The sequence below is a fragment of the Nocardia crassostreae genome (assembly GCF_001613405.1).
GTDB classification, from domain to species: Bacteria; Actinomycetota; Actinomycetes; order Mycobacteriales; family Mycobacteriaceae; genus Nocardia; species Nocardia crassostreae.
Genome location: NZ_BDCH01000012.1, coordinates 535,179 through 561,370 on the forward strand (window position 1 = coordinate 535,179; position 26,192 = coordinate 561,370).

Consider the following 26,192-nt stretch of genomic DNA (forward strand, 5'->3'; position numbering starts at 1 on the left):
CATTTCATGTCCGTTTTGTCCGATTGCCGGGGGTTCGGGGACCGGCATGATGCCCAGCGCAAGGTCTCGATCACGAGGAAGGCTGGGTATGGACGACGGACGTGAGGTAGGGTCGTGGCGGGCCCTGGGGGGTTATTGGGGAGCGGTGGTCGTGCTGGCGGGCGGCGTGCTCGTCGGGGCGGTGAATATCTATCTGGCGGCCAGTCTGCTGCCGACCGCGGTCGAGGAGATCGGCGGTGAGCGGGTCTATGCCTGGGCCACGACGGTTTTCCTCGTGGCTCAGGTGATCGCGACGCTCTCGGTGGGCCGGGTGTTGTCCGCCCGGGGTGGCGTGGGCGCGTATCTGGTCGGCTTCGGGGTGTTCGCACTGGGGTCGGTGGTCTGCGCGGTGAGTCCGGCAATGCCGATATTGCTGGTGGGGCGCGGTATTCAGGGCTTGGGGGCGGGTCTGCTGATCGGCCTGGGGTTCGCGCTGATCTATTCGGCCCTGCCGCAGGCGCTGTGGGTGCGGGGGAGCGCGGTGATCTCGGCGATGTTCGGTGCGGGCAATTTCGCGGGGCCCGCGCTCGGTGGGCTGTTCGCGCAATTCGGTTCGTGGCGTGCGGCTTTCGCGGTGCTCGCGGTCGCGGCCCTGGCCATGGCGGTATTCGTGCCGCGGGCGCTTCCGGCCGGTGAAAGGCAAGCGGCGCAGCCGATTCCGGTGGCGTCACTGCTCCTGCTGGTGGCGGCCGCGGCCGGAGTGAGTGTGGCCGGGGTGCTGTCGGATCCGGTGGCGATGGCGGCCGCGCTGGCGGTATCGGCGGGGGCCGTGGTGGCCTTCGTCGCCGTGGAACGGCGGGCGCGGCAGCGGGTTCTGCCGCGCGCCACCTACCTGGGCGGGTCGCCGCTGCGGTGGGTCTATCTGAGCATCGTGCTGCTGGCCTCCGGCGTCGCGGTGGAGATCTTCCTGCCGCTGTTCGGCCAGCGGATGGCCGGGCTCGCGCCGCTGGTGGCAGGATTCCTCGGCGCGGCACTGTCTTTCGGCTGGTCGGTCAGTCAGATCGTGGTGTCGTCGGTGCGGTCGGAGCGGGTGATCGGCCGGTTGCGGATGGCCGGGCCGATACTGCTGGCGGGCGGATTCGCGGGGCTTGGCCTGCTCCAGTGGCAGGACCCGTCACTCGCGGTGGTCATTGCCTGGGCGGTGATTCTGATCGCCGCCGGTGCGGGGATCGGTATTGCCATGCCGCACTTGTCGGTTGGGGCCATGACCTGTGCGGGCGACCCGGAGGAGGGGCGGCGGGCGGCCGCGTCCGTGGCCACGGTGCTCACCATGTCGACGGCCTTCGGGGCGGCGATCGCCGGACTGCTGGTCAATCTCGGTGACGCCTCGATCGTTACCTCGGCGCGCTATCTGCTGTTCGGGTTCGCGGGCATTGCCGCCCTCGGGGTGTGGACCGCGGTGCGCGTCGATCGGTCGACGCGCACCGCGCCACCGGAGGCAGCCTACTCGGCGACCAGCTCGGCCTCCGAATCCAATGCTCGCTGAACCTCTTCCGGGACGCCGACGGCGCCGGGGGAGTAGGTGACCGCGCGCAGCGGGCCGGTGTAGTGGAAGACGCCTCGGCGCTCGCGCAGTTCCCAGGAGACGGGACCGCGGGCGTCGAGGCCGACCGAGATGCCGGTCCACGGGGCCATGCCGACGAGCTGGACCTGATCGGGGAGGTCGGCCGCGCGCACGCCGTCGATGCCGAGGGCGAAGTCCCAGCGCAGCCGCGGCCGGACCGTGGCGGAGAGGGTGAGATGGCGTGCGCCGGGCGGGATTTCGCCCGCATCGACGGTCGTGTAGCGGCCGTAGGCGTTGTAGCCGAAGAACAAACGGCCGTTCTCGACGTAGAGCAGATATCCGGCGAGGGTGTCACCGTGGGCGACCAGGACGCCTTCGTCGCCGCTTCGGTATTCGTCCAGTTCCACGGCAATCGTGAAGTCGCGGTAGCCGATGAGGCGTTGCGAGCGGTAACGCTCCAGTACGGGAGTGCCGGGCAGAATGCGGACGCGTTCGGTGAAGCGAGCCTCCTCCGGGCGGCGTCGCGCCAGATCCTGGCGGGTGATCAGCGGGAAAAACGTATTGCGCCAGGCGGCTTCGTCCCAGGCCGCCGCCAACTCGGCGACCTTCTCCGGGAACCGCTCCGACAGGTCGTGCAGTTCGGTGGGATCGGTGCGGACGTCGAAGAGCTGCCAGCGCGGATCGTCGACAGGGCGGCCGGGCTCGTGCAGGGCCAGCAGCTTCCAGCCGTCGCGGTAGAAGCCGCGGTGGCCGGTCATCTCGGAGTACTGCTCGGTGTGGCGGGAGACCGCCTGTGGGTCGCGCAGCACCTCGGCGGCGGATATCCCGTCGAAATCCTTGGCGGGCAAGCCGTTGCGGATGCTCGGCCGCTGTAGTCCGGCTAGTTCGAGCAGCGTCGGAGTCAGATCGGTTACATAGGTGTACTCCCGGCGGAGGCCGGTATCGGAATCGGTGCGGGGCAACCCCTTCGGCCAGGACAGGATGAAGGGGACCCGCACCCCGCCCGCGAAGGTCTGGCCCTTGTAGAAGCGGAATGGCGTATTGGAGGCTTGGCCCCAGCCGCGCGGATAGTGCACGCCGAGTCTGGCGGTGCCGATGAGCTTGTCGTCGTGCGGGACATCGCGTTCCCAGTCCGGCTCGTCGACCTGCGCGAACTGGGCGAAGTAGCTGCGGGTGCCCTCCGGGCCGCCCTCGGCGGTGCCGCCGTTGTCGGAGGTGAAAACGATAATGGTGTTGTCGAGTTCGCCGAACTGTTCCAGTGTGTCGACAAGGCGGCCCAGGCTCTGGTCGATGCTGTCGACCATGCCCGCGTAGACCTCCATATACCGCTCGAAGCGAGACTGCTGCTCGGGGGTGAGCGAATCCCATTCCTGCGCTTCATAACCCGGCTCGGTATTGCGCGGCTTCTGCTGCGTTCCCTCGGGGAACAAACCCTGGGCGAGCTGCGAGGCGAATCGGCTCTGCCGCAGTCGATCCCAGCCCCGCTCGTACTTTCCGCGATACTTGTCCCGATCCGCGGGCTTGGCCTGCAAGGGCCCGTGCATGGCGGTGTGCGCGAAGTAGAGGAAGAACGGCTTCGACGCGTCGTGGGCGCGCAGCTCCTTGATATAGCCGATCGCCCGATCGGTGTAATCGTCGGTGAGGTAGTAGCCCTCCGGATACTCCTCGGTATTCACCGGTGAGCTGTCGGAGATCAGCTGATTCGGATGGTAGAAGGAGTTCAGCCCCTCCAGCGACCCGTAATAGCGGTCGAATCCGCGCTGCGTCGGCCAGGAATCACGGGTGGCCGCCGGGTGCAGCGTGGCATCGCGCACCAGATGCCAATTGCCGACGGCATAGGTCGCATACCCATTGGCGCGCAGGATCTCCGGCAGCGTCAGCACATCGTCCGCCAACTCCAGCCGCAGCCCTGGATAGCCCGGATCCGCATTGGCCACGAACCCGAAACCCGCACGATGGGAATTGATCCCGGTCAGCAGCGCCGCCCGAGACGGCGAGCACAGTGGCGTGGTGTGAAAGTTGTTGAGCCGCAACCCGTTCGCCGCCAGTCGATCCAGCGTCGGCGTCTCGATCTCCGACCCGAACGGCCCGATATCGCTGAATCCCATGTCGTCGACCAGCACCACGATGATGTTGGGCGCGCCGTCCGGTGCGGTCGGCGGGTAGATCCATTCCGGCGACGACGCCGCGGTGGTGCGGCCGATATCGCCGGTGAAGTTCTCGTATCCACGAGCATGAGCGGGAACTGGCATCGTCTCAGCAAAGCGCCGGAAACGGCTGTCGGCGAGATTTTCACGCACGCTGCGGGAAATAGGTGCCCTCGGCGGCGACCCTGATTACCGTCCAGGCCCATGCACAATCTGGATCGTCGTCGCTTTCTCCGCAGCTCCGGCCTGGCCGCGCTCGCCATCTTCGGCGGGGGTGCGCTGGCCGCCTGCACCTCGGCGGTGAACCAGCAAAAGAGCGGCGGTGACGACAATGCGCAGCCGGTGCGCGGGGGCACCCTGAAGTACGGCGTGCTGAGTGATCTGGTGCCCGCGAATATCCTCACCAATACCGGCACCACTCCCTATGTGGTCGGGCTCGTCTTCGAAACGCTGGTCCGGTATCCGCACGACAAGCTGGAACCGCAACCGCTGCTGGCGAACAAGTGGACGCTGGCGCCGGACGGGCAGTCGATCACCCTCGAGTTGCGCGTTGACGTGAAGTTCCACAGCGGGCGGGCGTTCACGTCCAAGGATGTCGAGTTCTCGCTGCGGACCTACGCCGATCCCAAGTGGTCGGTGCAGCTCAAGAGCACGGCCGCGGCCATTACCGGATTCGACACCAGCGATCCGCATCGGATCACGCTGACCTTCGCCCATCCGCTGGGCAATATCTTCGACCTGCTGGATACCGCGCCGATCCTGGACAGCGAGTCCATCGAGCGGCTGGGCAGCGGTGAGAAGATCATCGGCACCGGGCCGTTCCGGTTCGTGCAGCGTATTCCCAACTCGCAGTTGATATTCGAGAGGAGTCCGGACTACCGGGTGCCCGAGCGCCCGTATCTGGACCGGGTCGAGTTCACGGTTATTCCGGATAACAACGCGCAGCTCAATGCCCTCAAGTCCGGTCAGATCCACTTCGCGGACGGGATCACCTATCGGGATATCGAGAACCTCGCCAAGACCGACGGCCATCGCGCCATCACCTTCGAGGGCTCCGAGTTGCAGGTGTACGTCGGTGCGAACGTGCAGGATCCGGCGCTGGCCGAGGTGCGGCTGCGACAAGCCATCGCCTACGCCATCGACCGTGAGCGCATCATCACCGAGGTCTTCCGCGGCTCGGGCTATCCGGCGAATCTGCCGTGGCCCAAGACCTCTCCCGCTTTCGACGCATCGCGCAACAGCCGCTACGCCCGGGATATCGCCAAGGCCGGGCAGATTCTGGCCCAGCTGCCGAAACCGCCGAAGCTGCCGCTGGCCTACAGCTCGAATACCGCCACCCACGAGGCCACGGCGCAGATCGTCCAGGCCAATCTCGCCGAGATCGGTATCGAGGTCGAGTTGGTGCCGACCGAGAGCGCGACCTTCGTCAAACAGCTGATCGGCGCGCAGTTCCCGGGCCTGTGGATCACCGATCACTCGTGGGCGCAGTTCGTGCCGTCCACGCTCACCGTCAGCGCCTACCCCTTCAATGCGCGCAAGAACGCCTCGCGCTACGAGTCGCCCGCCTATGTGGCGGCCGCCGATGCCGCCTGGAAGCTGCCGCAGGGCACCGGCCCGGATGCGGTGCGGGCCTATCAGGCGGTCAGTGATCAGCTCCTGGACGGCCTGTTCCTCATCGAGATCGGCGTCCGCTTCCCGCAGGGCGCGGCCAGCCGCGCCCTGCACGGCCTCACCTGGACCAAGCGCCGCGAAATCCAGCTCACCGAGGCCTTCCTGGCATGACCGCGTATCTGCTGCGCCGGGTGCCGTCCGCGCTGGCGGTGCTGTTCGGCGCGTCGCTGCTCATCTTCCTGCTGCTGCGGCTGGTGCCGGGCGATCCGGCCACCACGCTGGCCGGGCCCGACGCCACCCCGGAGACGATTGCCGCCATCCGCCATCAGCTCGGGCTGGACGCGTCGGTTCCCGCGCAATACCTGAGCTGGCTCCAGGGCGTGCTCACCGGAGATCTCGGGCGCTCTTACGTGATCGGCGGGCAGATCGCCGACCTCATCGGGCGCGGGCTCACCAATACGCTGGTGCTAACCTCCTCCGCGCTGCTGCTGGCCGTGACGGTGAGCCTGGCGGTGAGCGTGGCCGCCGTACTGTGGAACAAGCGGTGGTTGAACGCCCTTGTCGCCGCGGCCAATACGGTGGCCGTCTCGCTGCCGGTCTTCGTGACCGGCGTGCTGCTGGTGCTGGTGTTCGCCGTCGCGATTCCGATCCTGCCCGCGGGCGGGGTGCCGCCGGACGGGTTCATCGCCCATCCGGATATCGCGGTGCAGTATCTGCTGCTGCCCTCGATCTGCCTGGCGCTGCCGGTGACGGCGGCGCTCACCCGCTTCCTCACCGAAGCGCTGCGCACCGAATTGGGCAAGCCGTATGTGCTGACCGCGCGGGCGCTGGGGATCTCGCACCGGCAGATCGTCACGCGCGGGGCGCTGCGCAACGCACTGCCGACCATGCTGACGGTGACCGGCATTCAGACCGGGCAGCTGCTGGGCGGCGCGGTGCTGGTGGAGGCCGCGTTCGCGTGGCCCGGGATCGGGCAGCTCATCGAGCAGGGCATCAATCGGCGCGACTATCCGGTGGTGCAGGCGCTGCTGCTGTTCTCGGTGGCGGTCTTCGTGGCGATCCAGCTGACCACCGATGTGGTGCACGCCTACCTCGATCCGCGCATCCGGATCGGAGGCCGGTCGTGAGCGTCTCGGTACTGCGCAGGGGGCAGGGACTGGCCGGGATCGTGCTGGTCGGCGTGATCGCGCTGGCCGGGCTCACCGCCGGATTGCTCGCGAAATACGATCCGCTGGTTCAGATTCCGAACGCCAATCTGCTCGGGCCCAGCGCCGAGCACTGGCTGGGGACCGACAATGTGAACCGGGATCTGTTCTCGCGGGTGCTCAACGGCATCCGCGTCAACCTGCTCATCGCCTTCGTGGCGGTGCCCATCGGGGCGCTGCTCGGCTCGCTGGCCGGACTGCTGGCCAGCGTGAACACCATCGCGGATGTGCTCACTCAGCGGCTGTTCGACCTGATCCTGGCCTTCCCCGCGCTGATCTTCGCCATTGCGCTGGCCGCCATCACCGGGCCGGGCGCGCACGCGCTGGTCATCGTGATCATCGCGGCGGAGATCCCCATCTTCGGCAGGCAGATCCGCACCGCGGTCCTGGCGGTGCGGGAGCAGCCGTTCGTGGAGGCGTCCGAGGTGATCGGCGCGGGCACCTGGTGGACGCTGCGCAAACACGTGCTGCCCCATGTGCTCGAACCGCTGTCGGTGCAGCTGGCGCTGTCCCTGTCCATTGCCGTATTCGTCGAGGCCGCCATGAGTTTCATCGGTATCGGGGTGCGGCCGCCGGAGCCCTCGCTGGGCTCTATCATCGCCGAATCCACCGCCAATCTGGACGCCAATCCGGCCTTCGCGGTGGGCCCGCTGCTGGTCGTCTCCGGGCTGACCCTCGGATTCCTGTTGATCGCCCAGGCATTGGGCCGCGCCCGGAGGATCGGATGAGCGAGAACGACACCGCCGCGTTGCTGGATATTCGGGACCTGGCGGTGAGCTTCGGCGACCACACCGTGGTCGACCGGGTGACCGTGCGGGTGCGGGCGGGGGAAACCGTTGCGCTGGTGGGTGAATCGGGCTCGGGTAAATCGCTGACGGCGCGCGCGGTGCTGGGACTGCTGCCGGACGGGGCCGCGGCCACGGGATCCATTCGGCTCGGCGATACCGAAATCGTGGGCGCGCCGGAGGCGGAGTTGCGTCCGCTGCGCGGCGCCCGCGCGGCCATGGTGTTCCAGGAACCGCAGACCGCGCTGAATCCGGTGCAGAAGATCGGCACGCAGCTCGTCCAGGCGCTGCGGGCGCACGGCCCGATCGGCAAGGCACAGGCGCGGGCGCGCGCCGTCGAACTGCTTGCCCTGGTGGATATTCCGGAGCCGGAACAGCGCGTGGATTGGTATCTGCATCAACTTTCCGGCGGCCAGAAACAACGCGTCGTGATCGCGCTGGCGCTGTCGGGCGAACCGGATCTGCTGATTGCCGATGAACCCACCACCGCGCTCGATGTCACCGTGCAGGCGGAGATTCTTGAACTGCTGCGAGACCTACAGCGAAACAAGGGAACAGCCATTCTCTTCATTACCCACAACCTGGGCGTGGTGGCCGCCATAGCCGATCGGGTGGTGGTCATGCGTTCCGGGCGGGTGGTGGAAACGCGTCCGGTACACGACCTTTTCGCGAAGCCGCGGGATTCCTATACTCGGGCACTGCTCGATACCGTTCCGGTGCTGCCGGATTCGAGCGCGGCGACCACCCGTGCCGTGACCGAGCCCGAAGCGATTGCTGAACCGGTGCTGCGGATTACCGATCTCACCGTGGTTTATCGCCGCCACCGCAAGGAATTCCAGGCCCTGCGGCAGGTGTCGCTGACAGTTGGCCCGCGTGAGGTGATCGGCCTGGTCGGTGAATCCGGTTCGGGCAAGAGCACACTCGGGCGCACGGCGCTGGGGCTGGTCCCGGCCGCGGCCGGGGAGGTCGAGTTGCAGGGGCTGTCGCTGCGCGGGCTGGGCGCGCGCGAGCTGCGCGGTCTGCGCAGGCATGTGGCGCTGGTCCATCAGGATGTGACCGCCTCGCTGGATCCGCGCCGGACGCTGGCGGATTCGATCGGTGAGCCGCTGCTAGTGCACCGTGCCGCCTCCGGTGCGCTGCTCCGCGCCAAGGTCGGTGACCTGCTCGAATCCGTGCGCCTGCCGCGCGAATACGCCGAGCGGCGGCCCGGTGAGCTGTCCGGCGGACAGCGGCAGCGGGTGGCGCTGGCCCGGGCGCTCGCGCTGGCGCCGCGGCTGCTGGTGGCCGACGAACCCACCAGCGCGCTGGATGTCTCCGTCCAGGCGCAGGTGCTCGACCTGTTCGCCGACCTGCGCGCGGAGTACGGCTTCACCTGCCTGTTCATCAGTCACGATCTCGCCGTGATCAATCAGGTCGCCGACCGGGTGGTGGTGCTGCGGCAGGGCAGCGTGGTCGAGACCGGCCCGGCGGGCGAGGTCTTCCGCACCCCGCGCGCGGAGTACACCCGACGGTTGCTGGCTGCCGTACCGGCGCCTTCTCCCGTCCCGCGACCCCTGGCGCTGGGTGCGTGAGAGACTCCTGATCGGAGCCTTCACCAGCGAAAAGGATGCGATAGCCCCGGAAAAACTCGGCATGCATACCACTTGGTCTTATGGGACGATTTCTTGTACAGATACCGACAGGAGCATTCGGTGATACAGATAGGGACAGTCTTCGAGACCGGTCCTTCCTGTGCGTTGTGGAAGTATCCACCTCGAGTGTGAATGCGGCGGAGTCTCCAGGGGAGTTCGGGACTCGTTGCCGGAAATCTGAAGAAGGAGGACGGCGGTGGTCGCACATGCTGCGTACGGGCGTGATTCTCGGGGGCTGGAAGCGCCCACGTTCGGTAATCTGCTCCGCCGCCTGCGCGATGATCGCGGGGTATCGCGGGAACGGCTGGCCTTCAATGCCGGTGTAAGCGCAAGCTACATCACGCATTTGGAGAAAGGCGACCGTGGCAACCCGACCCGGGAAGTGGTCGAGGCCCTCACCCGATACCTGGATCGCCTGGATTCGCTCACCGGAGCCGATCGTCGGCAATTGAACGATCTGGCCGGTCTCGGGGTGGACGATCTGCCGTCGGTCGATCAACTGCGCGCCGCGATCACCCCCGATATGGCGCAGGCGCTCACCCTGCACCGGCCGAATCCGGCCGCGTATATCGATATCCGCGCGAATGTCCTGGCCTGCAACGACAGCTGGGAGGACACCTTTCCGGGCGCGGCCGACGACGGCAATCTGCTGCGCTGGTTCTTCAGCGGCGACACCGCCCGGCGCGTCATGGTGAACTGGGATTCCGATGTGCGGCAGGTGGTGCGCTGGATGCGCGGGCTGATGGGCCGCTCCGGCAATACCGCCGTATTCACCGATCTGATTCACGACCTCGGCCAGTTCCCCAGCTTCCGCCAGGCCTGGGCCGAGGGCGGGGTCGAATTCGCACCGCACGTGTGGACCCTGCACATGCGCAATCCGGTGACCGGACTGCGGCGCAAGATCTACGCCCAGGCCGGACGGCTGGACGGCATCGACTATCCCGGACAGCTGCTCGCGGTGCTGGGACTGCCCGCCTGAGCGAACTCGTCCGCGAGGGCTGTGCCCCCTTCGCGCAGCCCTCGCGGGAAGCAATCACAACATTCGGCGTTCGCGGGGGTAAAGATTCCGGACGCACGCCGTGCAGAGGGACCTCTGGCAGGTGGTGGATCGGCGAAGCGGCGGGATCCGCGCTCCCACTTGGGTTTCCGGGTGTCCGGCGTCACACTCGCCCGCGCCCCGGCAGGCCGCGGAGGGTATCGTGCAGGCCGTGAACGCTGGCCACTCTGCACCGGGGGAAATAGCGGCCGACCGATTGCTGGCCCCCAATCTCGCGGATTTCGTCCGCACCCACCGCACCGCCGCGCGGCCGGACCACCCCCGGGGCCTGAGCCGCCCGGCTCTGGCCGGTATCAGCGACGTCAGCGCCAGCTATATCTCCCAGATCGAACAGCGCGAGAAGACCGCGCCCAGCCCCGAAGTGGTGGACGCCCTGGCCCGCGCGCTGGCGCTCACGCCCGCCGAGCGGCAGCACATGCACAATCTGTCCGCCCCGAAGACGCCCGGCCCGCGCACCCACGCCCCGCTGCCGGTGGCCGGGATGCGCGAACTCGTCACCGCCGACCTGCGAGCCGCCGCCGACGATCTGAGCCCGCATCTGTCGGGATACGTGGACGAGCGCTGGAATGTGCTGTGGGCCAATCCCGTCTACGACCACGCCTACCCGCGACTACTCGAGGTCGTGAACATCCTGGTGTGGTTCTTCCTGGTCCCCGAGTCCCGCCGGGTGATGATCGAATGGGAGGACGAGGCCCGGCTCACGGTGAACTGGTTCCGCTGGCACATGGGCCGCTACCAGAATCCGCAGTGGGCCCTGGATCTGCGCGACCGGCTCAGCTCCTGCGCGGCGTTCCGCACCATGTACCTGGCCGAACGCGTCGATTTCGAGCGGCATCAGCCGCTCATGCATCTGCGGGATCCCGATACCCGCGAGCCCTACAGCGTGCGGGTGCGGATCACCGACGTGCCCGGCGTGGATGCGCCGTTCCAGTGGTTCATCGGCATCCGGCAGCCGTTCAGCGGGCCGCCGGGCTTGTCAGCCGGGTGAGGAATCCGCCGATCGCCTCATTGACGAGATCGGGATCGGTCCAGTTCGCGGCATGCCCGCTGCCCGGAATCGTCACCACCGGACCGGAGCCCGCCAGCCCCGCCGCCAGCGCCTCGGATTTCTCCGCTGTGCTAGCCGGATCGAATTCGCCGCGCAGCACGAGTGCGGGACAGGTGATCTCGGACAGCCGATCCTGCACCGACTCCCGCGCCATCAGGCAGTCGGTGGCCGCGGCGATGGCGTCGCGATCGCCCGCCGCCCATTTCGCCCGCCACGGCGCCTGATCGGGCGCTCCCGATCGGTGACGGTGGTGCCGCCGTGCCCGCGGGCATCCCAGCACAGCACCCGGAAACCCGTGGCCTCCAGGTATTCCGCCTGCGGTGCGAACATGGACAGATCCATGAAGAAGCCGTGGCCCAGCACCACGGCAGGCCGTGCCCGATCACCGGAATCGGTATAGAACACGCGGGCCCCATCGGTACTGACGTACGGCATGGGCCGTAGCGTAGCCGTGCCCTCACTCGGTTGTCGCGGCCCGGAGCACACTCTGTCCAGAGGTCGTCCGGGCCGGACGGCGCAATGCCCTAGTCGTATTCGGGATGGATCCAATGCGGGTGTGCCGCAGCGAGATGCGCGTCGGTCGCCGCCTCGACCCGCTGTCGCCAATCCGGATTCTCGAGCGTGGTGTTCTCATCGTGAAACCAACCGCATCCGGGTGTCGGGCACCGGAACCGGTAGGTGCCGAAATTGTCGATCCGGCCGCCGAGGCCGATGCGTTCGCGGCGGGCGCCACCGACGTCGCCATGTCCGGCGAAAGCTGAAAGTTCGTCTGCCACGCGAATACTCGATCACAATTCACCGCCCGCACGAAAATTACAATCCGCGTGGTACATGATCTTGTGACCGGCGCCACTATTTGCGGAGAGTCGTTCTTCATTGTGTTTCAGCGGATTTCATTGTTTTCACCAGCATCGGAAGTTGCGCGATGGCGGGGGTTTGGCCGTAAGATTCAGCCGGGCCCGCCCGTATACCCCCCCCCACGGCGCAGGCCCGTTGCGCGGTGGCCTGTTCCGGCTCAGCTGGTTTGCCGGTCGCCGATGGTGTCGATGTCGCCGGGCCAACTCCCCCCCCTTCGCCCGGCGGCATCGCTCATTTCCGGCGATCAGCCACGCAGCGGTACGAATTCGACATTCGCGCCATCGGCGGCGCCCGGGGGCACGATGACCAGTCCGTCCCGATCGAGCAGCCCGGCCAGGTGTGCCGTGCGCAGCTGCGGATCGCCGATCCAGCCGCCGCCGGGATGCGTGCGGGCCGGGACGATTCGCGGTGCGGGACCGGAGATTTCGGCGGCATTGTGCAGCGGGCCGGTGAGGGAGCGGGCGGGTGCGCCGCCGGTGAGGCCCGCCACCAGGGCGGGCGCCAGCGCCAGCAGGGTGGCGACGGCGGCGTAGGGATTGCCGGGCAGGCCGAGAACCACTGGGCCGGAGGACAGTTGGGCGGCGACCGTGGAGCCGCCGGGCCGCAGCCACAACCGGCCGATCAGGGGCCGGGCATCGGCGCGGTCGAGCGCGCCGCGCAGTTGATCGGCCGCGCCGCCGCCGGTGGCGCCCACGATGACCAGCAGATCGCAGTCGGTGGCGGCGGTGAACACCTCGTCGAAGGAATTGTCGGTATCGCGTAGATGCACCCGGTCGACCGTGGCCACGCCGTACCAGGCCAGCAGATCGGGCAGGATCGGGCCGAGGGAATCGCGGGTCTGCCCGGCGTGCAGCGGGCCCTCGCTGCGAATTTCGTCGCCGGTCATGACGATTCGCGCCCGCACCGGGCCGCGCACGGCCGCGGTGGCGGCCTCGGCGCTGGCGGCCACGGAGATGAGGGCGGCGGTCACGGGGGCGCCCGCGGGCGCCAGATCGCGGCCCGGCGGCCAATCCTCGCCTCGGCGGCGGACATCGTCGCGAACGGGGGTGTCCGGCAGGCGATACAGGCGGCCGTCGGCGCCGATCTCGACGAACTCGTCGCGAACGACGGTGCCGGTGCCGTCGGGCACGTGTGCGCCGGTGGCGATGCGCACCGCCTCCCCGGCCAGCAGGCCCACCGGGCGCTGCCCGCCCGCGAAGCCGATATCGCGGCGCAGCTGCCAGGGGCCGTCGCCGCTCACGGCATAGCCGTCCATGGCGGAGACATCGAAGCGCGGCAGGGCCTCGGCGGCGATGAGCGGCTCGGCCAGGGCCGCACCGCGCGCCGCCGCGAGCCGCAGGTGCTGGACCGATAGTCGGGAAATACTGCGGCGCAGGATGTCCCGGGCCTCGTCGAGCGGCAGCGGGGCCGCCGCCCGGCCCGCGGCCGCGCGGGCGTGCCGGACGTCGTCGGGGGTATCGCAATCGTCCACGCCCGCCAGCGGGACCATGACCGTATCGACCGGCACCAGCGCCTTCATCGGACGGTTCACCAGGGAGTCCAGATTGTTCAGCGCGGCGGTGAGCGCGCTGCGCCGCCAGACGCCGACCAGATACTGCGGGCGACCCGAGGCATCCGCGGAGAACACCGCGTCGCTACCGGATTCCTTTGCGTGCAGCAGCAATTCGCCGACGGTCCGGGCAGTGAGAAATGGCATATCGGCGGCCAGCACCACGATCAGCCCGGCCGGGAATTCGCAGCCGGACAACGTGTGCAGCCCCGCGGCAATCGCCGCCACCGGACCCGCGCCGGACGGTATCTCCTGTGCCTGACGAATTTCCGGCGGCAGCTCCGGCCGGTGCGGTCCGACCACCACCGTGCGGGCGCATTCGGCGACCGCGGTCAGTGCCGCATCCAGCATCGATTGCCCGCCGACCATGATGGCGGGCTTGTCCACGCCGCCCATCCGGCTGGCCCGGCCGCCGGCGAGGACGATCGCGTCGACAGTCGTCACGAGGTGGAAACAGCAGCGGGACAGTTCATGCTCGAAGATCGTAGTGGTGGATGTCCGGCAACCGTTCAGCTGGGCGCGCCGGAGCTGAATCCATGGCTTGCTAAGCAATTGCTCGCCTATGTGTCGTTATGACATGTGTCGCGACACATAGTAGAAATGATCATGTTTTGGACTTAGCTGCAAACACATATGGCAGTATCCGGAGCCAGAGACAGGCGTTCCAGCGTGTTCCACTGTCCGGTACCGGATGTACTGGATCGATGAAGGTTGGTTAGCTGAATGTTTGTGGAGAGGGAACGGCGTGGTGCTGATCGTGCAGCCTAATCGAGACTCGGATGAGCTCCAGCCACCCACATTCGGCCTGCTGCTGCGTCGGCTGCGGGATGCTTGGGGAGTATCGCGCGAAAGGCTGGCGTTCAATGCCGGAGTCAGCGCCAGCTACATCAGTCATTTGGAGAAGGGCGATCGCGGACACCCGACCCGCGAAGTGGTCGATGCGCTGGTTCGGTATCTGGACCGAATAGATCCGCTCTCCGCGGTCGAACGCAGGCATCTGCTCGATCTCGCCGGGCTCGGTGTGAGCGAATTCCCCACCGTCGAGCAACTGCGCGCAGAAATCACCGACGACATGCGCCGCGCACTGGATCTGCACGAACCCAATCTGGCCGCCTATGCCGATACCAGATGGAATGTGCTGGCCTGTAATGCCAGCTATCGGAAGGCCTTCCCCGGACTGGAGGAGGATGTCAATATCCTGCGCTGGTTGCTGGGTAACCCGCTGTCGCGCGAGGTCGTGCCGGAGTGGGACGAAGAGGTCCGGTTGACCGTGCATTGGCTGCGCGGACTCATCGCCGGATCCGGCGATACCACCTGGTCATTGGATTTCCTGTCCGAACTCGGGCAGTTCGCCTTGTTTCGCGAATTGTGGGACGAGGGCATCGCACTCTACGGCAGGCCCAATCCGACCATGCACGTGCGCGATACGGTCAGCGGTCGGTGCAGCGCCATCGCCGTGCAGATGTTCAGCGTGTTCTGCGCCGCCTACCCCACCCAGATCCAGATCTTCCTCGGCATTCCGACCTGGTGCGACGATGTGCACGGGCCCGGATCGCGGCGCCCGCCCCGGGACGCATAGGCCGCGCCCGACCGGGCACGGCCTGCCTACCGTGAACTACCGGGCGGCCTGGATGCCGCGTGCCGCGCGCGCCTCGAGCCACGGGGCCGACAGGGCCCGCGTCAGGCCGCTCGGGCGCGCCGTGGCCTGCCGCACCAGCTGGATCAGCAAGGGCGCCACCACGTCCGGATGCGTCCACGCCGCGGCGTGCCCGGCGCCCGGAATGGTGACCACGCCGTCCGCGCCGCTGAGGCCCGCGGCCAGGGCGTCGGATTTCTGGGCGGTGCTGGAACCGTCGTAGCTGCCCCGCGCCACCAGTGCGGGCGCGGTGATCTCGCCCAGTCGGTCCAGGACGGAACGGCGCTCCATCAGACATTGCGCTGCGGCCCGGATCCCCTGGCGGTCCGAGGAATACCAGCGGCTGGTCCAGGCGCGCCACTGGCGCGGATCGGTGCCGCCGATCAGTTGCGGGGCCAATTCGGCGACCAGCGGGGCCATCGGCTCCGAACCGCACCAGCGCTCGAAGAATTCGCGATACCACGCCAATTCCCCCGGTGTGCAATCGCCCGCCTCGGTATCCAGCAGGGCCAGGCCCTGCACTCGTTCGGGGGGCCAGCAGCGCCATTCGCAGTGCGGTGTAACCGCCTTGGCTCATTCCGCCGATGACGGCTTTCTCGACGCCGATCTCGTTCAGTACGGCCAAGCAGTCCGTGGCCATATCCCAATAGCTGAACTGTTCCCGATCCGGCGATCGAGTGCGTCCGTGGCCGCGCGCATCGACTGTTACGAGATTGATACCGGCCGCTGCCAGAGGTTCGCGCATCGGTTCGAACATGGATTCTTCCAGGAGAAATCCGTGGGCGAGGAGCAGGGTCGGACCGGCGGTTTCTCCGGTTACGAAATGAACTGTGGCTGAGCCGGATCGCACATAGGGCATGGTCAGACCGTAAAGGGTGGAACTGCTTGCTCCCTAACATTTGCCGCATCGGTGCCGGACACCCTTCCGTGCTGTTCCCGACGGGTACCAACACTGGCCAGTGTCAGTACTGCTAGGGGTTTGCTCCAGATTGCCTGAGAGCTGGACAACCCGATGGTTCGGCATTTGTAATCAGGTCGTGGCGCTATTGCGACCAGCGCAATTCCACAGGGAGGAAACAATTTTCGACGTCACCGCTGCGACCCGACCCAACGACATCCGAGTCGATCAAGGAGCCGTACTGCGAGATTCGCTGGAAGGGCTCTTACTGCACGACGGCGTCGGCCTGGATGCGCGTATGCGGCATGCCATCGCGGCGGTCGTTCATCTCGCCGTCGACGCTCCGCTCGGCCCGCCCGAAGATGCCGAGGAATTTCTCGGCCGACTCGACGCCTCGTGGCTTTTCGCCGCCTGGAACGACAGCGATACCGAATTGTCACTGCTCAACACTCTGGCATGCGGTGAGGTTCCCGCACTGTCGTGGTGCGAGCTCATGTTCACCACGGCATTGGCGCCGTGGTCCTCCACTCCCGCCGCGGTGCACGCGCGCCGCGTTTTCGTCTCCGGCGATCAGGCCCGGCTGGCCGCCGTCGGCAGTGATTGCTCGATGCTCGGCCGCGCTTAGTCCCTATTGCTACGTAGTGAAGAGGTGGACGACGTGAAACTGCTATTCACCAATTTCGACGCGATGTTCGAATCTCTCGCTCGCCCGGAGAGTTTCGAGCCGGAAGCCTGGCATCAGCGGGCGTTGTGCACCCAGACCGATCCGGAGGCGTTCTTCCCCGACAAGGGCGGTTCCACCCGTGAGGCCAAGCGGATCTGCGGGACCTGCGAGGTCAAGAAGGAATGCCTGGATTACGCGCTCACCCACGATCAACGCTTCGGCATCTGGGGCGGGCTCTCGCCGCGGGAACGGCGGCGAGAGCCCGATCCACTTGCAGGCGTTGATGATCCAGCGACCGGCTGGCCAAGTCCAGATGAATCCGATTCTTCGCGGACTTGGCCCGCCGGGAGGGTAGGAAGGTGAGCGCCACATCCAGGCCGTCCGGATCGGGCGCGGCCACGTCGACCTCGCCGGGCCGATCCACGGTGACCTCCCAGCCGAGCAATTCGGCCCAGAATCGGGCCACACTCCTGGGGGCGACCGCATCGAACACCACGCATGCCAGCCGGGTGGACATCCATCCACGGTAGCCGCCGTCCCGGTACCCGCGTGCCAGGTTTCGCGATCCCGGTCCGTGTCGGCCCTTCATCCGAAACGTGTGAGTCCGTGCTCGCCCGCGACTTCTACGGTCTGCGCTGATATCGATTCATTCGACGGACACGCTAGGAGAATCCGATGGCTGGGACCTTGACCGTGTGGAAATTCCCGACCGCATCCGGCGCCGACTCCGCGATCGCGACGCTGGAGGAACTACAGCGGGAAGAATTGATCACCGTGCGCGACGGCGCCGTCGTCAGCTGGCCCGAAGGCGCGAAGAAACCCAAGACCCGGCAATTGCGCACCCTCACCGGTGTCGGGGCGCTCGGCGGCGCCTTCTGGGGACTGCTGTTCGGGTTGCTGTTCTTCATTCCGCTGCTCGGTGTGGCGCTCGGCGCGGGCCTCGGCGCGCTGACCGGCGCCATGGCCAATGTGGGTATCGACGACGGCTTCATCAACCGGGTCAAGGAGCAGATCACCCCGGGTACCTCGGCTCTGTTCGCGCTCACCTCGGACGAGGTGACCGATCGGGTCAAGGAGCGCTTTCCGGGCGAGGAGGCGGAGTTGATCGCCACCAACCTTTCGCACGAGGAAGAGGAAACCCTGCGCGAGATATTCGCCGAGTAATGCCCACGGCGGCGCGGAAGGGGTTGCCGGAATGTCATTCTGGGAAGTGCTGTGGTCGGTGTTCCTGATTTTCTTGTTCGTCGCGTATCTGCTGCTGTTGTTCACGATCCTGAGCGATCTGTTCCGTGACCCCGATATGCGCGGGCTGGTGAAGGTGCTCTGGGTGATCTGCCTGCTGTTCCTGCCGTTCGTGACCGCACTGCTCTATGTGCTGGTGCACGGCCGGGCCATGGCCGAGCGGTCCGCCGACCGGCAACTGCGCGCCCGCTACGCGCGCGAGGACTACATCCGGGACGTGGCGCGCGTCGACGCGGCCTCGCAGATCGCGGCGGCGAAGCAACTGCTCGACCAGGGCGCCATCACCCGGTCCGAGTTCGAGCAGATCAAGCACACGGCCCTGCCTTGATCGCCGGGAAGGCACGGCCGTGACCACCGCGAAGCCGCGCGGCGACGCCCGGGTGGTGCTCACCGCGCTGGCCGCCGGGCAGTTCCTCATGACCCTGGACAGTTCGGTCATGAACGTGTCGATGGCGCACGTGGCCGCCGATCTCGGCACCACCATCACCGGAATCCAAACGGCCATAACGCTGTACACGCTCGTCATGGCCTCGACCATGATCACCGGCGGCCGCATCGGCATGCTGTGCGGGCAGCGCCGGGCCCTGGCCATCGGCCTGATCGTCTACGGCGCCGGATCGTTCACCACCGCCCTCGCGCCGAATCTCGCGATCCTGCTGCTGGGCTGGTCGGTGCTGGAGGGACTGGGCGAGGCGCTCATCCTGCCCGCCATCGTGGCCTTGGTGGCGGGCAACTTCCCGGCCGAGAAGCGGCCCGCCGCATACGGTTCGATCGCCGCGGCCGGTGCGACCGCGGTGGCGGCGGGCCCGCTCATCGGCGGGGCGGTCACCACCTACGCGTCCTGGCGCTACGTATTCCTCGGCGAGGTGGCGCTGGTGGTGATCATCCTGCTGGTGGTGCGCCGGATCGTGCCGGTCGCCGCCGCGCCTGGTCGGCTGGATCCGCTGGGATCACTGCTGTCGATGCTGGGACTGGGCACGATCGTGTTCGGTGTGCTGCGCTCCAGCGAATGGGGCTGGGTGCAGGCGAAACCCGGCGGACCGGCGTGGTTCGGGCTGTCACCGGTGATCTGGCTGCTGCTGACCGGACTGCTCACGCTCTACGGATTCCTGCGCTGGGAGACCCGGCTGACCATCGCCGGGCGGGCGCCGCTGCTGGACGTGCGGCTGCTGCGCAACCGGCAGCTCACCGGCGGGCTCGGAATGTTCTTCGCACAGTTCCTGATTCAGGCCGGAGTCTTCTTCGCGGTGCCGCTGTACCTGTCGGTGGTGCTGGAACTTAGCGCGCTGGAAACCGGCCTGCGGGTGCTACCGCTGTCCGTGGCGCTGGTGCTGGCGGCGCTCGGCATTCCCAAGGCGTGGCCGCACGCCGGTCCCCGGCGGGTGGTGCGAGTCGGCCTGACCCTGATGAGCGCCGGCATCGCGGTGCTGGTGGCCGGTCTCGATCCCGCGTCCGACGCACGGGTGGTGGCCGTCCCGATGGTGCTGCTCGGGCTCGGCCTGGGTGCGCTGTCCGCGCAGCTCGGCGCGATCACGGTGGGCGCGGTGCCCGACGACCGCAGCCCGGAGGTGGGCGGATTGCAGAACACGGCAACCTATCTGGGCGCCTCGCTGGGCACGGCGCTGATCGGATCGGTGCTGATCGCCACGCTGACCTCGGCCGTGCTATCCGGTATCGAGAACAATCCGGCGGTGCCCGATTCGGTGCGGCAACAGGCCACCACCCAACTCGCCCAAGGGGTTCCGTTCATCTCCACTACCGAGCTGAATCGGTCGCTGGCCGCCGCCGGGGTACCCGACGCCACCGCGACCGCCATCGTGGCGATCAATACCGACGCCCGCGTCGACGCCCTGCGCACGGCCCTGGCGGTCACCGCGCTGCTGTCGGTGTCGGCCCTGTTCGGGACGGGGCGGCTGCCGCGATTCACCCCGCACGGATGACGCCCGGGCGTACCGCCGGTGTCATCGTATTCCCAGTTCCGGCCCGAGGAAAGGACTTTGCTCGTGGACCATTACCCCGACCACTATCCGCCCATCGCCGACCACGGACTCATCGGCGATCTGCACACCGCCGCGCTGGTCGCCACCGACGGCACCGTCGACTGGATGTGCCTGCCCCGCTTCGACGGACCCAGCGTCTTCGGCGCCCTGCTGGACCACGACCGGGGCGGGCACTGCCGCATCCGGCCCGCCGAGCGCTATCGCAGTACGCAGATGTACTTTCCCGACACCGCCGTTCTCATCACGCGATTCATGACCGAATCCGGGACGGGCGAGATCGTCGACTTCATGCCGACCATTACCGCGCGCACCCCCACCGACACCCATCGGCTGGTGCGCATGCTGCGCTGCGTGCGCGGGCAGATCAGCTTCGAACTCGACCTGTTCCCCCGATTCGATTACGGCCGCAGGCCGCACACCACCCACATCGTGGAAGACGGCGCGGTCTTCGACGGCGGCGAGGGTTTCATGCTCACCATGCACGCCGTGCGCGAGCCCGAGGACACCCGGCTGGCCCATATCCAGGCGGTGGCCGGTGGACATCTGCGGGGCTCGATCACCTTGACATCCGGGCAGGTTCGCGGCCTGGTGCTGGAATCGGGCGCGGCAACGGCGCCGCGCTCGATCCGGGTGAGCGAGATCGAGGAGATGTTCGCCGAGACGGTGCGGTTCTGGCATTCGTGGCTGGCGCAGTCCACCTATCGGGGCCGCTGGCGCGAGATGGTGCACCGCTCGGCGATCACGCTCAAGCTCATGACCTACGCGCCCACCGGCGGTATCGTCGCGGCGCCCACCGCCGGACTGCCCGAGCAGATCGGCGGGACGCGCAACTGGGACTATCGCTACACCTGGATCCGGGATGCGTCCTTCTCGGTGTATTCGCTACTGGCCCTGGGGTTCACCGAGGAGGCCGCGGACTTCGCCGGGTGGCTGCGCGACCGCTACCGCTCGCACGGCGGGCCGCTGAAGATCATGTACCGGGTGGACGGCTCCTGGGAGCTGCCCGAGCAGACCCTCGGCCATTGGCAGGGCTATCGGGGCTCGGCCCCGGTGCGGATCGGCAACGACGCCTCCGGGCAGCTCCAGCTCGACATCTACGGCGAAATGCTGGACAGCATCTATCAGGCGGATCGGCGCGGGCTGCGCATCGGCCATCAGGGCTGGCACGATGTGGTCGAACTGCTCGGCTGGCTGGGCGAGAACTGGGACCGGCCCGAGGAGGGCATCTGGGAAACCCGCGGCGGCCGTGCCGATTTCACCTACGGCCGGTTGATGAGCTGGGTGGCCTTCGACCGCGCCGTGCGGCTCGCGGCCGAGCACAGCCTGCCCGGCCCGGTGGAGCAGTGGCAGCGCCATCGCAACCGGATCTACGACCAGCTGTGGGAGCGCGGCTGGAATCCGCACCGGCAGGCCTTCGTCCAGCAGTACGACTCGGATGTACTGGACTCCTCGCTGCTGCGCATGGCGCAGGTGGGATTCGTGGCCCCGCGCGATCCCATGTGGCTGTCCACCTTCGACGGGATCGCCGACGAACTGGTGACCGACAGCCTGGTGTACCGCTACGACCCGCTCGCCTCGCCCGACGGGCTGCGCGGTACCGAGGGCACCTTCTCGCTGTGCACGTTCAGCTATGTGAACGCGCTGGCCCGCGCCGGGAAGCTGACCCGGGCCCGGCTGGTCTTCTAGAAGATGCTGACCTACGCCAATCACGTCGGGCTCTACGCCGAGGAGATCGACCTCACCGGTGAGCAACTCGGCAATTTCCCGCAGGCGTTCACCCACCTGTCGCTCATCGACGCGGCCATCGCGCTCGATCACGCCATGGACAGCGGATCGGCGGCCGATGAGGGGCTGCTGGTCGGCGCCGGGTCGCCGCTGCGGGGCTGACGGGAGATCACGGCACGGCGAGCGCTCAGAGCAGGCCCAGGCGGCGCGCCCGATCCAGCGCCGCCGTCCGGGAATTCACGCCGAGCTTGCCGTAGATGCCGCGCAGATGGGTCTTGACGGTATTGACCGACACCCCGAGATCCGAGGCGATCTGCGCGGCCGTCCGCCCCGACGGAAGGCGTTGCAGCACGGTCGTTTCGGTGGCGGTCAGCGGTTGCTCCAGGCCGCCGTCCCGGCGCGCGCCTGGATGGTGCCGGATCCGCTCCACGAAATCGTCGTGGCGGCCGAAACTTCCGGCCCCGCCGTCCAGCAGTCCGATGGCCTCCGGGACGTTCAGGAACGGCCGGACCAGCTGATGCGGTGCGGCATGGGCGAGCGCCCGTTCCAGCGCCAGCCGTTGCCGGTGCGGGTTGTGGCCGGTATTGCGGGCCGCGTGCAACAACCACATGGTCACCCGGTCGACCGTCCCGAGGGTCGGCTCCCGCGCCAGCAGCGGCGCCAGCAGCGTGTCCAGCGCCGCCGCCCTACAGGTGCCGAGAGCCAGTGCCGCCCTAGACAATTCGACCTCCGGCGCGAAACCGAGCACGGTGCGGGCCCGCTCGATCAGCAGCTGCGCGGTGCGTGGTTCCCGCACCGCCAGCAGCGCCCACACCACATGCGGGAGCAGGGCGGCGACGGTCACCGGGAACGGGCCGCCCTGCTCCAGCGCCGCGAGCATGCCGTGCCGCAGCGCCTCCGCGGCCCGATAGCGGTCGGCGGCGGTGTCGAAGTCCAGCAACCGGCCGATGACGTAGGCGGGCTAGCCCGCGGTCGGCCGGATCGAACCATCGCCCTGTTCATCGGTGGTCAGCAGCGCCTCGGCTTGCTCGGGTCGCCAGCGCTCGCCGCGCAGATACGCGCCGAAGACCGCCAGGGCGGTGGCCTGACCGGTATCCGCGGAATCGGGCAGATCATGCTCGGCGGCAATGCCGAGAGCCTTGGCGGCGCGATCGTGCATGGCCGTCACATCGCCCGCCAGCCCCGCGGCCACCGCCAGCCGGGTCACCGACCGCAGGGTGAGCTGCGGCTGCCGCGTGGTCGCGGCCAGGGCCAGGCCGCGGTGCAGCTGCCGCTCGCCGCCCGCGCGGTCACCGCGCAACAGCAGTGCGGTGGCGCGCTGGGTGGCCAGATAGCAGTCGATATCGGGCTGCCCCGCCGGGACCGCCGGTGCGGGCACGGGCGGGTCAGGAATCGCATTGGAGAGCACCGACGCGTCCACCAGGGCGGCGCGCGTGAGCGGGGTGAGCCAGGAGGCGGGCACGATGTGATCACCGCCGTCGGTGTCGCCCTCGCGGCGGTGCGCCAGGCTCAGGTAGGTCATGGCATCCACGGTGTCGCCGCGGGTCAGCGCATCGATGGCGCGCAACAGCCAGACGTACGGGTCGTCGGCCAATGTCGTACGGGCGCTGTCGATCTGGTCGAACAGGGCCGCGCCGTCACCGCCCAGCACGATCGCCATCCCGTGCCGTCGCAGGAATTGCGCCAGCCGGTCGCGGTCGGAGGCGCCGAGCAGATGCGGCAGCGCCGCCAGCGGCAGCCGCGCGGCGTCGTACCAGGCGGCCGCCCGCAGATTCAGATCGTCGACCAATTCTGCTCCGGCGTACTGTATTTCGCCGCGGAAGTGGGAGCGCGGCAGCGGGTGGTAGCTGAGCCAGAGCTGATCGTCGCGCACCGAGCGGGTGATCGGGAAATTGAGGCGCTCGAGTTCGCGCAGCTGATGCCGCGCCCCGGGCCCGGCCAGCGCCTCGGCCAGCTGCGTGGTGAACGACTCCGGAATGCAGGTGTAGAGCAGGAATTGGCGCAATGGCGGGGCTAGCGCCCCGATCAGCTCACCGGCCAGGAAATCCGAGACCGCGTTCGACGGCCCGGCCAGCGTCGCCAGCGCGGCGGCCCCGTCGCCATTGTGGGCCGCCAGGTGGATGGCGGTGCTGCGGACCGCGCCCGCCCAGCCGCGGGTGAGCCGCACCACCTCCGCCAATGCGGCGCCGTCGAGCCGACATTCGTGCTGTTCGCAGAGTTGGCGCACCTGGGCGTCGGTCAGAGCCAGCTGATCGGGGCCGAGCCGCACGACCCGGCCGTTCAGCTCCAGCGCATGCCAGCGCACCGGGGGATCGGCGCGGGCGCACACGATCACCGTGACCGCGGCGGGCAGATGCCGCAGCAGATATTCCAGCGCGGCCAGTGCGAACGGATCGGTGATCTCGTGCGCGTCGTCGAGCACCAGCAGTACGGGTGCTGTCGTGGACCCCAGGGCGGCAATGAGATTCGCCGCGTGGGCGTCCGGCGCGAGGAGATCGCCCGGCCCGGCGGCAGCGGCGGCGGGCAGCCGCAGACTGTCGCGCACCGCGGCGCAGAATGCCGCCGCATCGTCGAATGCGGCTGTCACGGTGAGCCATCCGACCGTGGTGTCCGGCGGGCGCGGGCGCCGCCGGATCCAGTCGGCGACGGCCACGGTCTTACCGCTCCCGGCGGCCGCGCAGAGCAGCAGCACCCGCCCGCCGCCGCGCGCGGCGGCGTCGAGCCGGTCGTAGAGTTCCGGCCGATCGATCGGCGGAAACGACAATTCCGGAATTCCCAATGTCGACCTCTCCTGGGTTGGGCACCGGGCGCGGAGTAATCCGCTATGGGTGAGGCGCGCCGACGCTGGGCGGAGCACATTCGAACCCGGCTCCACCATCACCGAACAGATCATGAGTTGACAATGACCGAACATCCCGTGCGACAAGGTATTGCGGCCGGCACTTCGATCGGGGCGGCGATCCTGCTGATCACCGTGGGCGCGCTATCGGTGCTTTCGGGCATTTCCGCGGTGGTCGAGGACACGATGTATGTCGTCGGCTACGAATACGTCTACCAGTTCGACATCACCACCTGGGGCTGGATTCATATCGGGCTCGGCGCGCTGCTCATACTCGCGGGCGGCGGTTTGGTGGCCGGGACGACCTGGGGCCGGATCGCCGCCATCGGCATCGCGGCGCTGTCGATCGTCGCGAATTTTCTTTTCCTGCCGTACTACCCGTGGTGGTCGGTGCTCATCATCGCGCTCGACGTCATTGTCATCTGGGCCGTGACCACCTGGCGGAGCGGTCCAGCAGCAGCGGCGTGAACGGTGCGAAACTCTGCACGTAGCTGTCGATTCCGCTCCTGGCCCGACCGGCGTGCACCGCCGCCCCGGAGCGCAGCCACAGCCGCCAGCCGAACAGCGTCTTCTCCCACAGATTGCCGAAACGATCCCGGTAGAGGCCGTTCGCCAGGGGCTGGGTCGCCTCCGGATCGAGGACCTGATCCGGACTACAGGCGAGCACTGCATGATCGATCAGCCGGGCTATCGATTCCGCCAATTCCGCGAGTTGGCGTACGAGAACTGCGGTGATATCCCTGACGGTCACGGTGTCTCCTTTCGCGTGCGGGACTTTCCGGTCATCGGGCTGTTTCAGCAGCATCCGCGCCGCGACTTCTCGGTGACTTTCTCGCCCGCCGCGCCCACGACACGCAACACGCAAGTTCACCAAATATCCGGCAGATGGCTAATACTCAGCAATTGAATGGGTGGGTGGGCCCCGAAAAGCTGCGAGAGAGCGCATGAGCGAGCCGGTGTGGTGATGAGGAAGCGACAAGTGCGGATTTTGGGGCCGTTGCAGGTCGAGATCGACGGCGCCCCCGTCGAAATCCGGGGCCGGATTCAGCGCGCGCTGTTGGGGCGCCTGGCGATCGCGCAGGGACAGGTGGACTCCACCGGGCGGCTGGTGGACGATATCTGGGAGGGCGAGCCGCCGCCCAGCGCCGTGAGCGTGCTGCAGGTCCAGATCCATAATCTGCGAAGGGTTTTCGAACCGCAGCGGGCCCGCCGGGCGCCCGCCGCCGTACTGGTGTCCGAGCCGCACGGCTATGCCCTGCGGCTGGCGGCCGAGGATGTGGACGCCTGGCATTTCGAGGCGCTGCTCGCCGAGTACGAGAAGCGCGTTCGCGAACTGGCCGATGAGTTCGACGCCGTGCGGCGGTGCGATCTGCTCGATGTGGCCCTGGCCTGCTGGCGGGGCCCGGCGCTGGAATCGTTCCCGGATGCCCGCTGGGGGGAGGCGGAAGTGGCCAGACTGACCGATTTGCGCCTGCTGGCAGCCGAATTGCGGGCTCGGGCGGCCTTGGAGCTGGATCGGTCCACCGAAGTGGTGACCGGCCTGCGCCCGCAGGTGGAGCAGTATCCGCAGCGGGAGGAGAGCGCGCGGCTGCTGGCGACCGCCCAGTACCGGCTGGGGCAGCAGACCGATGCACTGGCGACGCTGCGGCGGGCGCGCGAATTCCTCATCCGGGAGATGGGCGTGAATCCGGGACGGCGGCTGCAGGAGCTCGAGACGGCCATCCTCACCCAATCCGATGCGCTGGAGCGCTGAT

Annotated in this window: 24 protein-coding genes and 3 pseudogenes; 16 read left to right on the forward strand and 11 right to left on the reverse strand. The window is 68.0% G+C overall.

The window, feature by feature from the left end; translation table 11 throughout:
- Positions 1 to 88: 88 nt before the first annotated feature.
- Positions 89 to 1,525 (forward strand): MFS transporter, encoded by a 1,437-nt coding sequence (locus NC4_RS09280; RefSeq protein WP_067535018.1) that lies wholly within the window; start codon positions 89 to 91, stop codon positions 1,523 to 1,525.
- On the opposite strand, the gene NC4_RS09285 is transcribed toward NC4_RS09280, so the two are convergent.
- The gene (locus NC4_RS09285) at positions 1,483 to 3,795 is read right to left on the reverse strand and encodes an arylsulfatase (protein WP_067535021.1); all 2,313 of its coding nucleotides are present in this window, start codon (positions 3,793 to 3,795) and stop codon (positions 1,483 to 1,485) included. The genes NC4_RS09280 and NC4_RS09285 overlap by 43 nt on opposite strands.
- A gap of 99 nt (positions 3,796 to 3,894) precedes the next feature.
- Between NC4_RS09285 and NC4_RS09290 the strand changes: the two genes are divergently transcribed.
- The 6 genes from NC4_RS09290 to NC4_RS09315 all read left to right on the forward strand — a co-directional run bounded on the left by NC4_RS09290 (position 3,895) and on the right by NC4_RS09315 (position 10,967).
- Complete coding sequence (locus NC4_RS09290; protein ID WP_067535024.1) at positions 3,895 to 5,472, forward strand: ABC transporter substrate-binding protein; 1,578 nt, start codon at positions 3,895 to 3,897, stop codon at positions 5,470 to 5,472.
- The gene (locus NC4_RS09295; RefSeq protein ID WP_067535027.1) at positions 5,469 to 6,428 is read left to right on the forward strand and encodes an ABC transporter permease; all 960 of its coding nucleotides are present in this window, start codon (positions 5,469 to 5,471) and stop codon (positions 6,426 to 6,428) included. Before NC4_RS09290 ends, NC4_RS09295 begins: the two co-directional genes overlap by 4 nt.
- Complete coding sequence (locus NC4_RS09300; protein ID WP_067535030.1) at positions 6,425 to 7,234, forward strand: ABC transporter permease; 810 nt, start codon at positions 6,425 to 6,427, stop codon at positions 7,232 to 7,234. Before NC4_RS09295 ends, NC4_RS09300 begins: the two co-directional genes overlap by 4 nt.
- A complete protein-coding gene (locus NC4_RS09305) occupies positions 7,231 to 8,862 on the forward strand; it encodes a dipeptide ABC transporter ATP-binding protein (RefSeq protein ID WP_067535033.1) in 1,632 nt (543 codons plus the stop codon). The genes NC4_RS09300 and NC4_RS09305 overlap by 4 nt, the downstream gene beginning before the upstream one ends.
- 256 nt (positions 8,863 to 9,118) lie before the next feature.
- The gene (locus NC4_RS09310; protein ID WP_084528721.1) at positions 9,119 to 9,901 is read left to right on the forward strand and encodes a helix-turn-helix transcriptional regulator; all 783 of its coding nucleotides are present in this window, start codon (positions 9,119 to 9,121) and stop codon (positions 9,899 to 9,901) included.
- Between the two features lie 229 nt (positions 9,902 to 10,130).
- Positions 10,131 to 10,967 (forward strand): helix-turn-helix domain-containing protein, encoded by an 837-nt coding sequence (locus NC4_RS09315; RefSeq protein WP_169814751.1) that lies wholly within the window; start codon positions 10,131 to 10,133, stop codon positions 10,965 to 10,967.
- Here NC4_RS09315 and NC4_RS42320 read toward each other — a convergent pair.
- The 4 genes from NC4_RS42320 to NC4_RS09335 form a co-directional block, all read right to left on the reverse strand.
- On the reverse strand, positions 10,936 to 11,181 hold the full coding sequence (locus NC4_RS42320) for an alpha/beta fold hydrolase (RefSeq protein ID WP_067535035.1): 246 nt from the start codon (positions 11,179 to 11,181) through the stop codon (positions 10,936 to 10,938). The two genes, NC4_RS09315 and NC4_RS42320, sit on opposite strands and share 32 nt — an antisense overlap.
- The gene (locus tag NC4_RS42325) at positions 11,181 to 11,462 is read right to left on the reverse strand and encodes an alpha/beta fold hydrolase (RefSeq protein WP_067535037.1); all 282 of its coding nucleotides are present in this window, start codon (positions 11,460 to 11,462) and stop codon (positions 11,181 to 11,183) included. The genes NC4_RS42320 and NC4_RS42325 overlap by 1 nt, the downstream gene beginning before the upstream one ends.
- 89 nt (positions 11,463 to 11,551) lie before the next feature.
- Positions 11,552 to 11,803: a hypothetical protein gene (locus NC4_RS09330; protein ID WP_067535040.1), complete on the reverse strand. Its 252-nt coding sequence runs from the start codon at positions 11,801 to 11,803 to the stop codon at positions 11,552 to 11,554.
- Between the two features lie 326 nt (positions 11,804 to 12,129).
- Positions 12,130 to 13,878 carry an NTP transferase domain-containing protein gene (locus tag NC4_RS09335; protein ID WP_084528724.1) on the reverse strand — a complete coding sequence of 583 codons (1,749 nt, stop codon included), beginning with the start codon at positions 13,876 to 13,878 and terminating at the stop codon, positions 12,130 to 12,132.
- Positions 13,879 to 14,191: 313 nt separating this feature from the next.
- Here NC4_RS09335 and NC4_RS09340 point away from each other — a divergent pair, with 313 nt between their 5' ends.
- Positions 14,192 to 15,013 carry an MmyB family transcriptional regulator gene (locus tag NC4_RS09340; RefSeq protein ID WP_245721575.1) on the forward strand — a complete coding sequence of 274 codons (822 nt, stop codon included), beginning with the start codon at positions 14,192 to 14,194 and terminating at the stop codon, positions 15,011 to 15,013.
- Between the two features lie 36 nt (positions 15,014 to 15,049).
- On the opposite strand, the gene NC4_RS42330 is transcribed toward NC4_RS09340, so the two are convergent.
- On the reverse strand, positions 15,050 to 15,592 hold the full coding sequence (locus NC4_RS42330) for an alpha/beta fold hydrolase (protein WP_067535043.1): 543 nt from the start codon (positions 15,590 to 15,592) through the stop codon (positions 15,050 to 15,052).
- Positions 15,593 to 15,653: 61 nt separating this feature from the next.
- Positions 15,654 to 15,929 (reverse strand): annotated as a pseudogene (locus NC4_RS44450) (alpha/beta fold hydrolase); the annotation flags it as partial.
- Between the two features lie 178 nt (positions 15,930 to 16,107).
- Here NC4_RS44450 and NC4_RS09350 point away from each other — a divergent pair.
- Together NC4_RS09350 and NC4_RS38815 are read left to right on the forward strand one after the other, a co-directional pair.
- The gene (locus NC4_RS09350) at positions 16,108 to 16,593 is read left to right on the forward strand and encodes a hypothetical protein (protein ID WP_067535045.1); all 486 of its coding nucleotides are present in this window, start codon (positions 16,108 to 16,110) and stop codon (positions 16,591 to 16,593) included.
- 63 nt (positions 16,594 to 16,656) lie between these two features.
- A pseudogene (locus tag NC4_RS38815) lies at positions 16,657 to 16,890 on the forward strand (WhiB family transcriptional regulator); the annotation flags it as partial.
- Here NC4_RS38815 and NC4_RS09355 read toward each other — a convergent pair.
- Positions 16,832 to 17,221: a VOC family protein gene (locus NC4_RS09355; RefSeq protein ID WP_439957491.1), complete on the reverse strand. Its 390-nt coding sequence runs from the start codon at positions 17,219 to 17,221 to the stop codon at positions 16,832 to 16,834. The pseudogene NC4_RS38815 and the gene NC4_RS09355 sit on opposite strands and share 59 nt — an antisense overlap.
- A gap of 86 nt (positions 17,222 to 17,307) precedes the next feature.
- Between NC4_RS09355 and NC4_RS09360 the strand changes: the two genes are divergently transcribed.
- The 4 genes and pseudogenes from NC4_RS09360 (at position 17,308) to NC4_RS09375 (ending at position 21,761) form a co-directional block, all read left to right on the forward strand.
- Positions 17,308 to 17,796 (forward strand): DUF1269 domain-containing protein, encoded by a 489-nt coding sequence (locus tag NC4_RS09360; RefSeq protein ID WP_067535047.1) that lies wholly within the window; start codon positions 17,308 to 17,310, stop codon positions 17,794 to 17,796.
- Between the two features lie 31 nt (positions 17,797 to 17,827).
- Positions 17,828 to 18,202, forward strand: coding sequence for an SHOCT domain-containing protein (locus NC4_RS09365; RefSeq protein ID WP_067535056.1), 375 nt, complete (start codon positions 17,828 to 17,830; stop codon positions 18,200 to 18,202).
- Positions 18,203 to 18,221: 19 nt separating this feature from the next.
- Positions 18,222 to 19,814: an MFS transporter gene (locus NC4_RS09370; RefSeq protein WP_067535058.1), complete on the forward strand. Its 1,593-nt coding sequence runs from the start codon at positions 18,222 to 18,224 to the stop codon at positions 19,812 to 19,814.
- Between the two features lie 63 nt (positions 19,815 to 19,877).
- Positions 19,878 to 21,761, forward strand: a pseudogene (locus tag NC4_RS09375) (glycoside hydrolase family 15 protein).
- A 25-nt stretch (positions 21,762 to 21,786) separates the two neighbouring features.
- On the opposite strand, the gene NC4_RS09380 reads toward NC4_RS09375, so the two are convergent.
- Together NC4_RS09380 and NC4_RS09385 are read right to left on the reverse strand one after the other, a co-directional pair.
- Positions 21,787 to 22,539 (reverse strand): response regulator transcription factor, encoded by a 753-nt coding sequence (locus tag NC4_RS09380; protein WP_067535061.1) that lies wholly within the window; start codon positions 22,537 to 22,539, stop codon positions 21,787 to 21,789.
- A 21-nt stretch (positions 22,540 to 22,560) separates the two neighbouring features.
- Entirely contained in the window at positions 22,561 to 24,378 is a 1,818-nt protein-coding gene (locus tag NC4_RS09385) for a winged helix-turn-helix domain-containing protein (protein ID WP_067535064.1), read from the reverse strand.
- Between the two features lie 123 nt (positions 24,379 to 24,501).
- Between NC4_RS09385 and NC4_RS09390 the strand changes: the two genes are divergently transcribed.
- Entirely contained in the window at positions 24,502 to 24,906 is a 405-nt protein-coding gene (locus NC4_RS09390; RefSeq protein ID WP_067535066.1) for a DUF7144 family membrane protein, read from the forward strand.
- Here NC4_RS09390 and NC4_RS09395 read toward each other — a convergent pair.
- Positions 24,857 to 25,189: a hypothetical protein gene (locus tag NC4_RS09395; protein WP_157554416.1), complete on the reverse strand. Its 333-nt coding sequence runs from the start codon at positions 25,187 to 25,189 to the stop codon at positions 24,857 to 24,859. The two genes, NC4_RS09390 and NC4_RS09395, sit on opposite strands and share 50 nt — an antisense overlap.
- A gap of 228 nt (positions 25,190 to 25,417) precedes the next feature.
- Between NC4_RS09395 and NC4_RS09400 the strand changes: the two genes are divergently transcribed.
- Positions 25,418 to 26,191 (forward strand): AfsR/SARP family transcriptional regulator, encoded by a 774-nt coding sequence (locus NC4_RS09400; protein ID WP_067535071.1) that lies wholly within the window; start codon positions 25,418 to 25,420, stop codon positions 26,189 to 26,191.
- The last annotated feature ends 1 nt before the right edge of the window (position 26,192 follow it).

Coding starts and splice junctions, on each gene's coding strand:
- NC4_RS09355 (WP_439957491.1), bottom strand. CDS start 17,221: ATGAAGGGCCGACACGGACCGGGATCGCGAAACCTGGCACGCGGGTAC.
- NC4_RS09360 (WP_067535047.1), top strand. CDS start 17,308: ATGGCTGGGACCTTGACCGTGTGGAAATTCCCGACCGCATCCGGCGCC.
- NC4_RS42320 (WP_067535035.1), bottom strand. CDS start 11,181: ATGGCGCGGGAGTCGGTGCAGGATCGGCTGTCCGAGATCACCTGTCCC.
- NC4_RS09290 (WP_067535024.1), top strand. CDS start 3,895: ATGCACAATCTGGATCGTCGTCGCTTTCTCCGCAGCTCCGGCCTGGCC.
- NC4_RS09390 (WP_067535066.1), top strand. CDS start 24,502: ATGACCGAACATCCCGTGCGACAAGGTATTGCGGCCGGCACTTCGATC.
- NC4_RS42325 (WP_067535037.1), bottom strand. CDS start 11,462: ATGCCGTACGTCAGTACCGATGGGGCCCGCGTGTTCTATACCGATTCC.
- NC4_RS09280 (WP_067535018.1), top strand. CDS start 89: ATGGACGACGGACGTGAGGTAGGGTCGTGGCGGGCCCTGGGGGGTTAT.
- NC4_RS09285 (WP_067535021.1), bottom strand. CDS start 3,795: ATGCCAGTTCCCGCTCATGCTCGTGGATACGAGAACTTCACCGGCGAT.
- NC4_RS09365 (WP_067535056.1), top strand. CDS start 17,828: ATGTCATTCTGGGAAGTGCTGTGGTCGGTGTTCCTGATTTTCTTGTTC.
- NC4_RS09305 (WP_067535033.1), top strand. CDS start 7,231: ATGAGCGAGAACGACACCGCCGCGTTGCTGGATATTCGGGACCTGGCG.
- NC4_RS09295 (WP_067535027.1), top strand. CDS start 5,469: ATGACCGCGTATCTGCTGCGCCGGGTGCCGTCCGCGCTGGCGGTGCTG.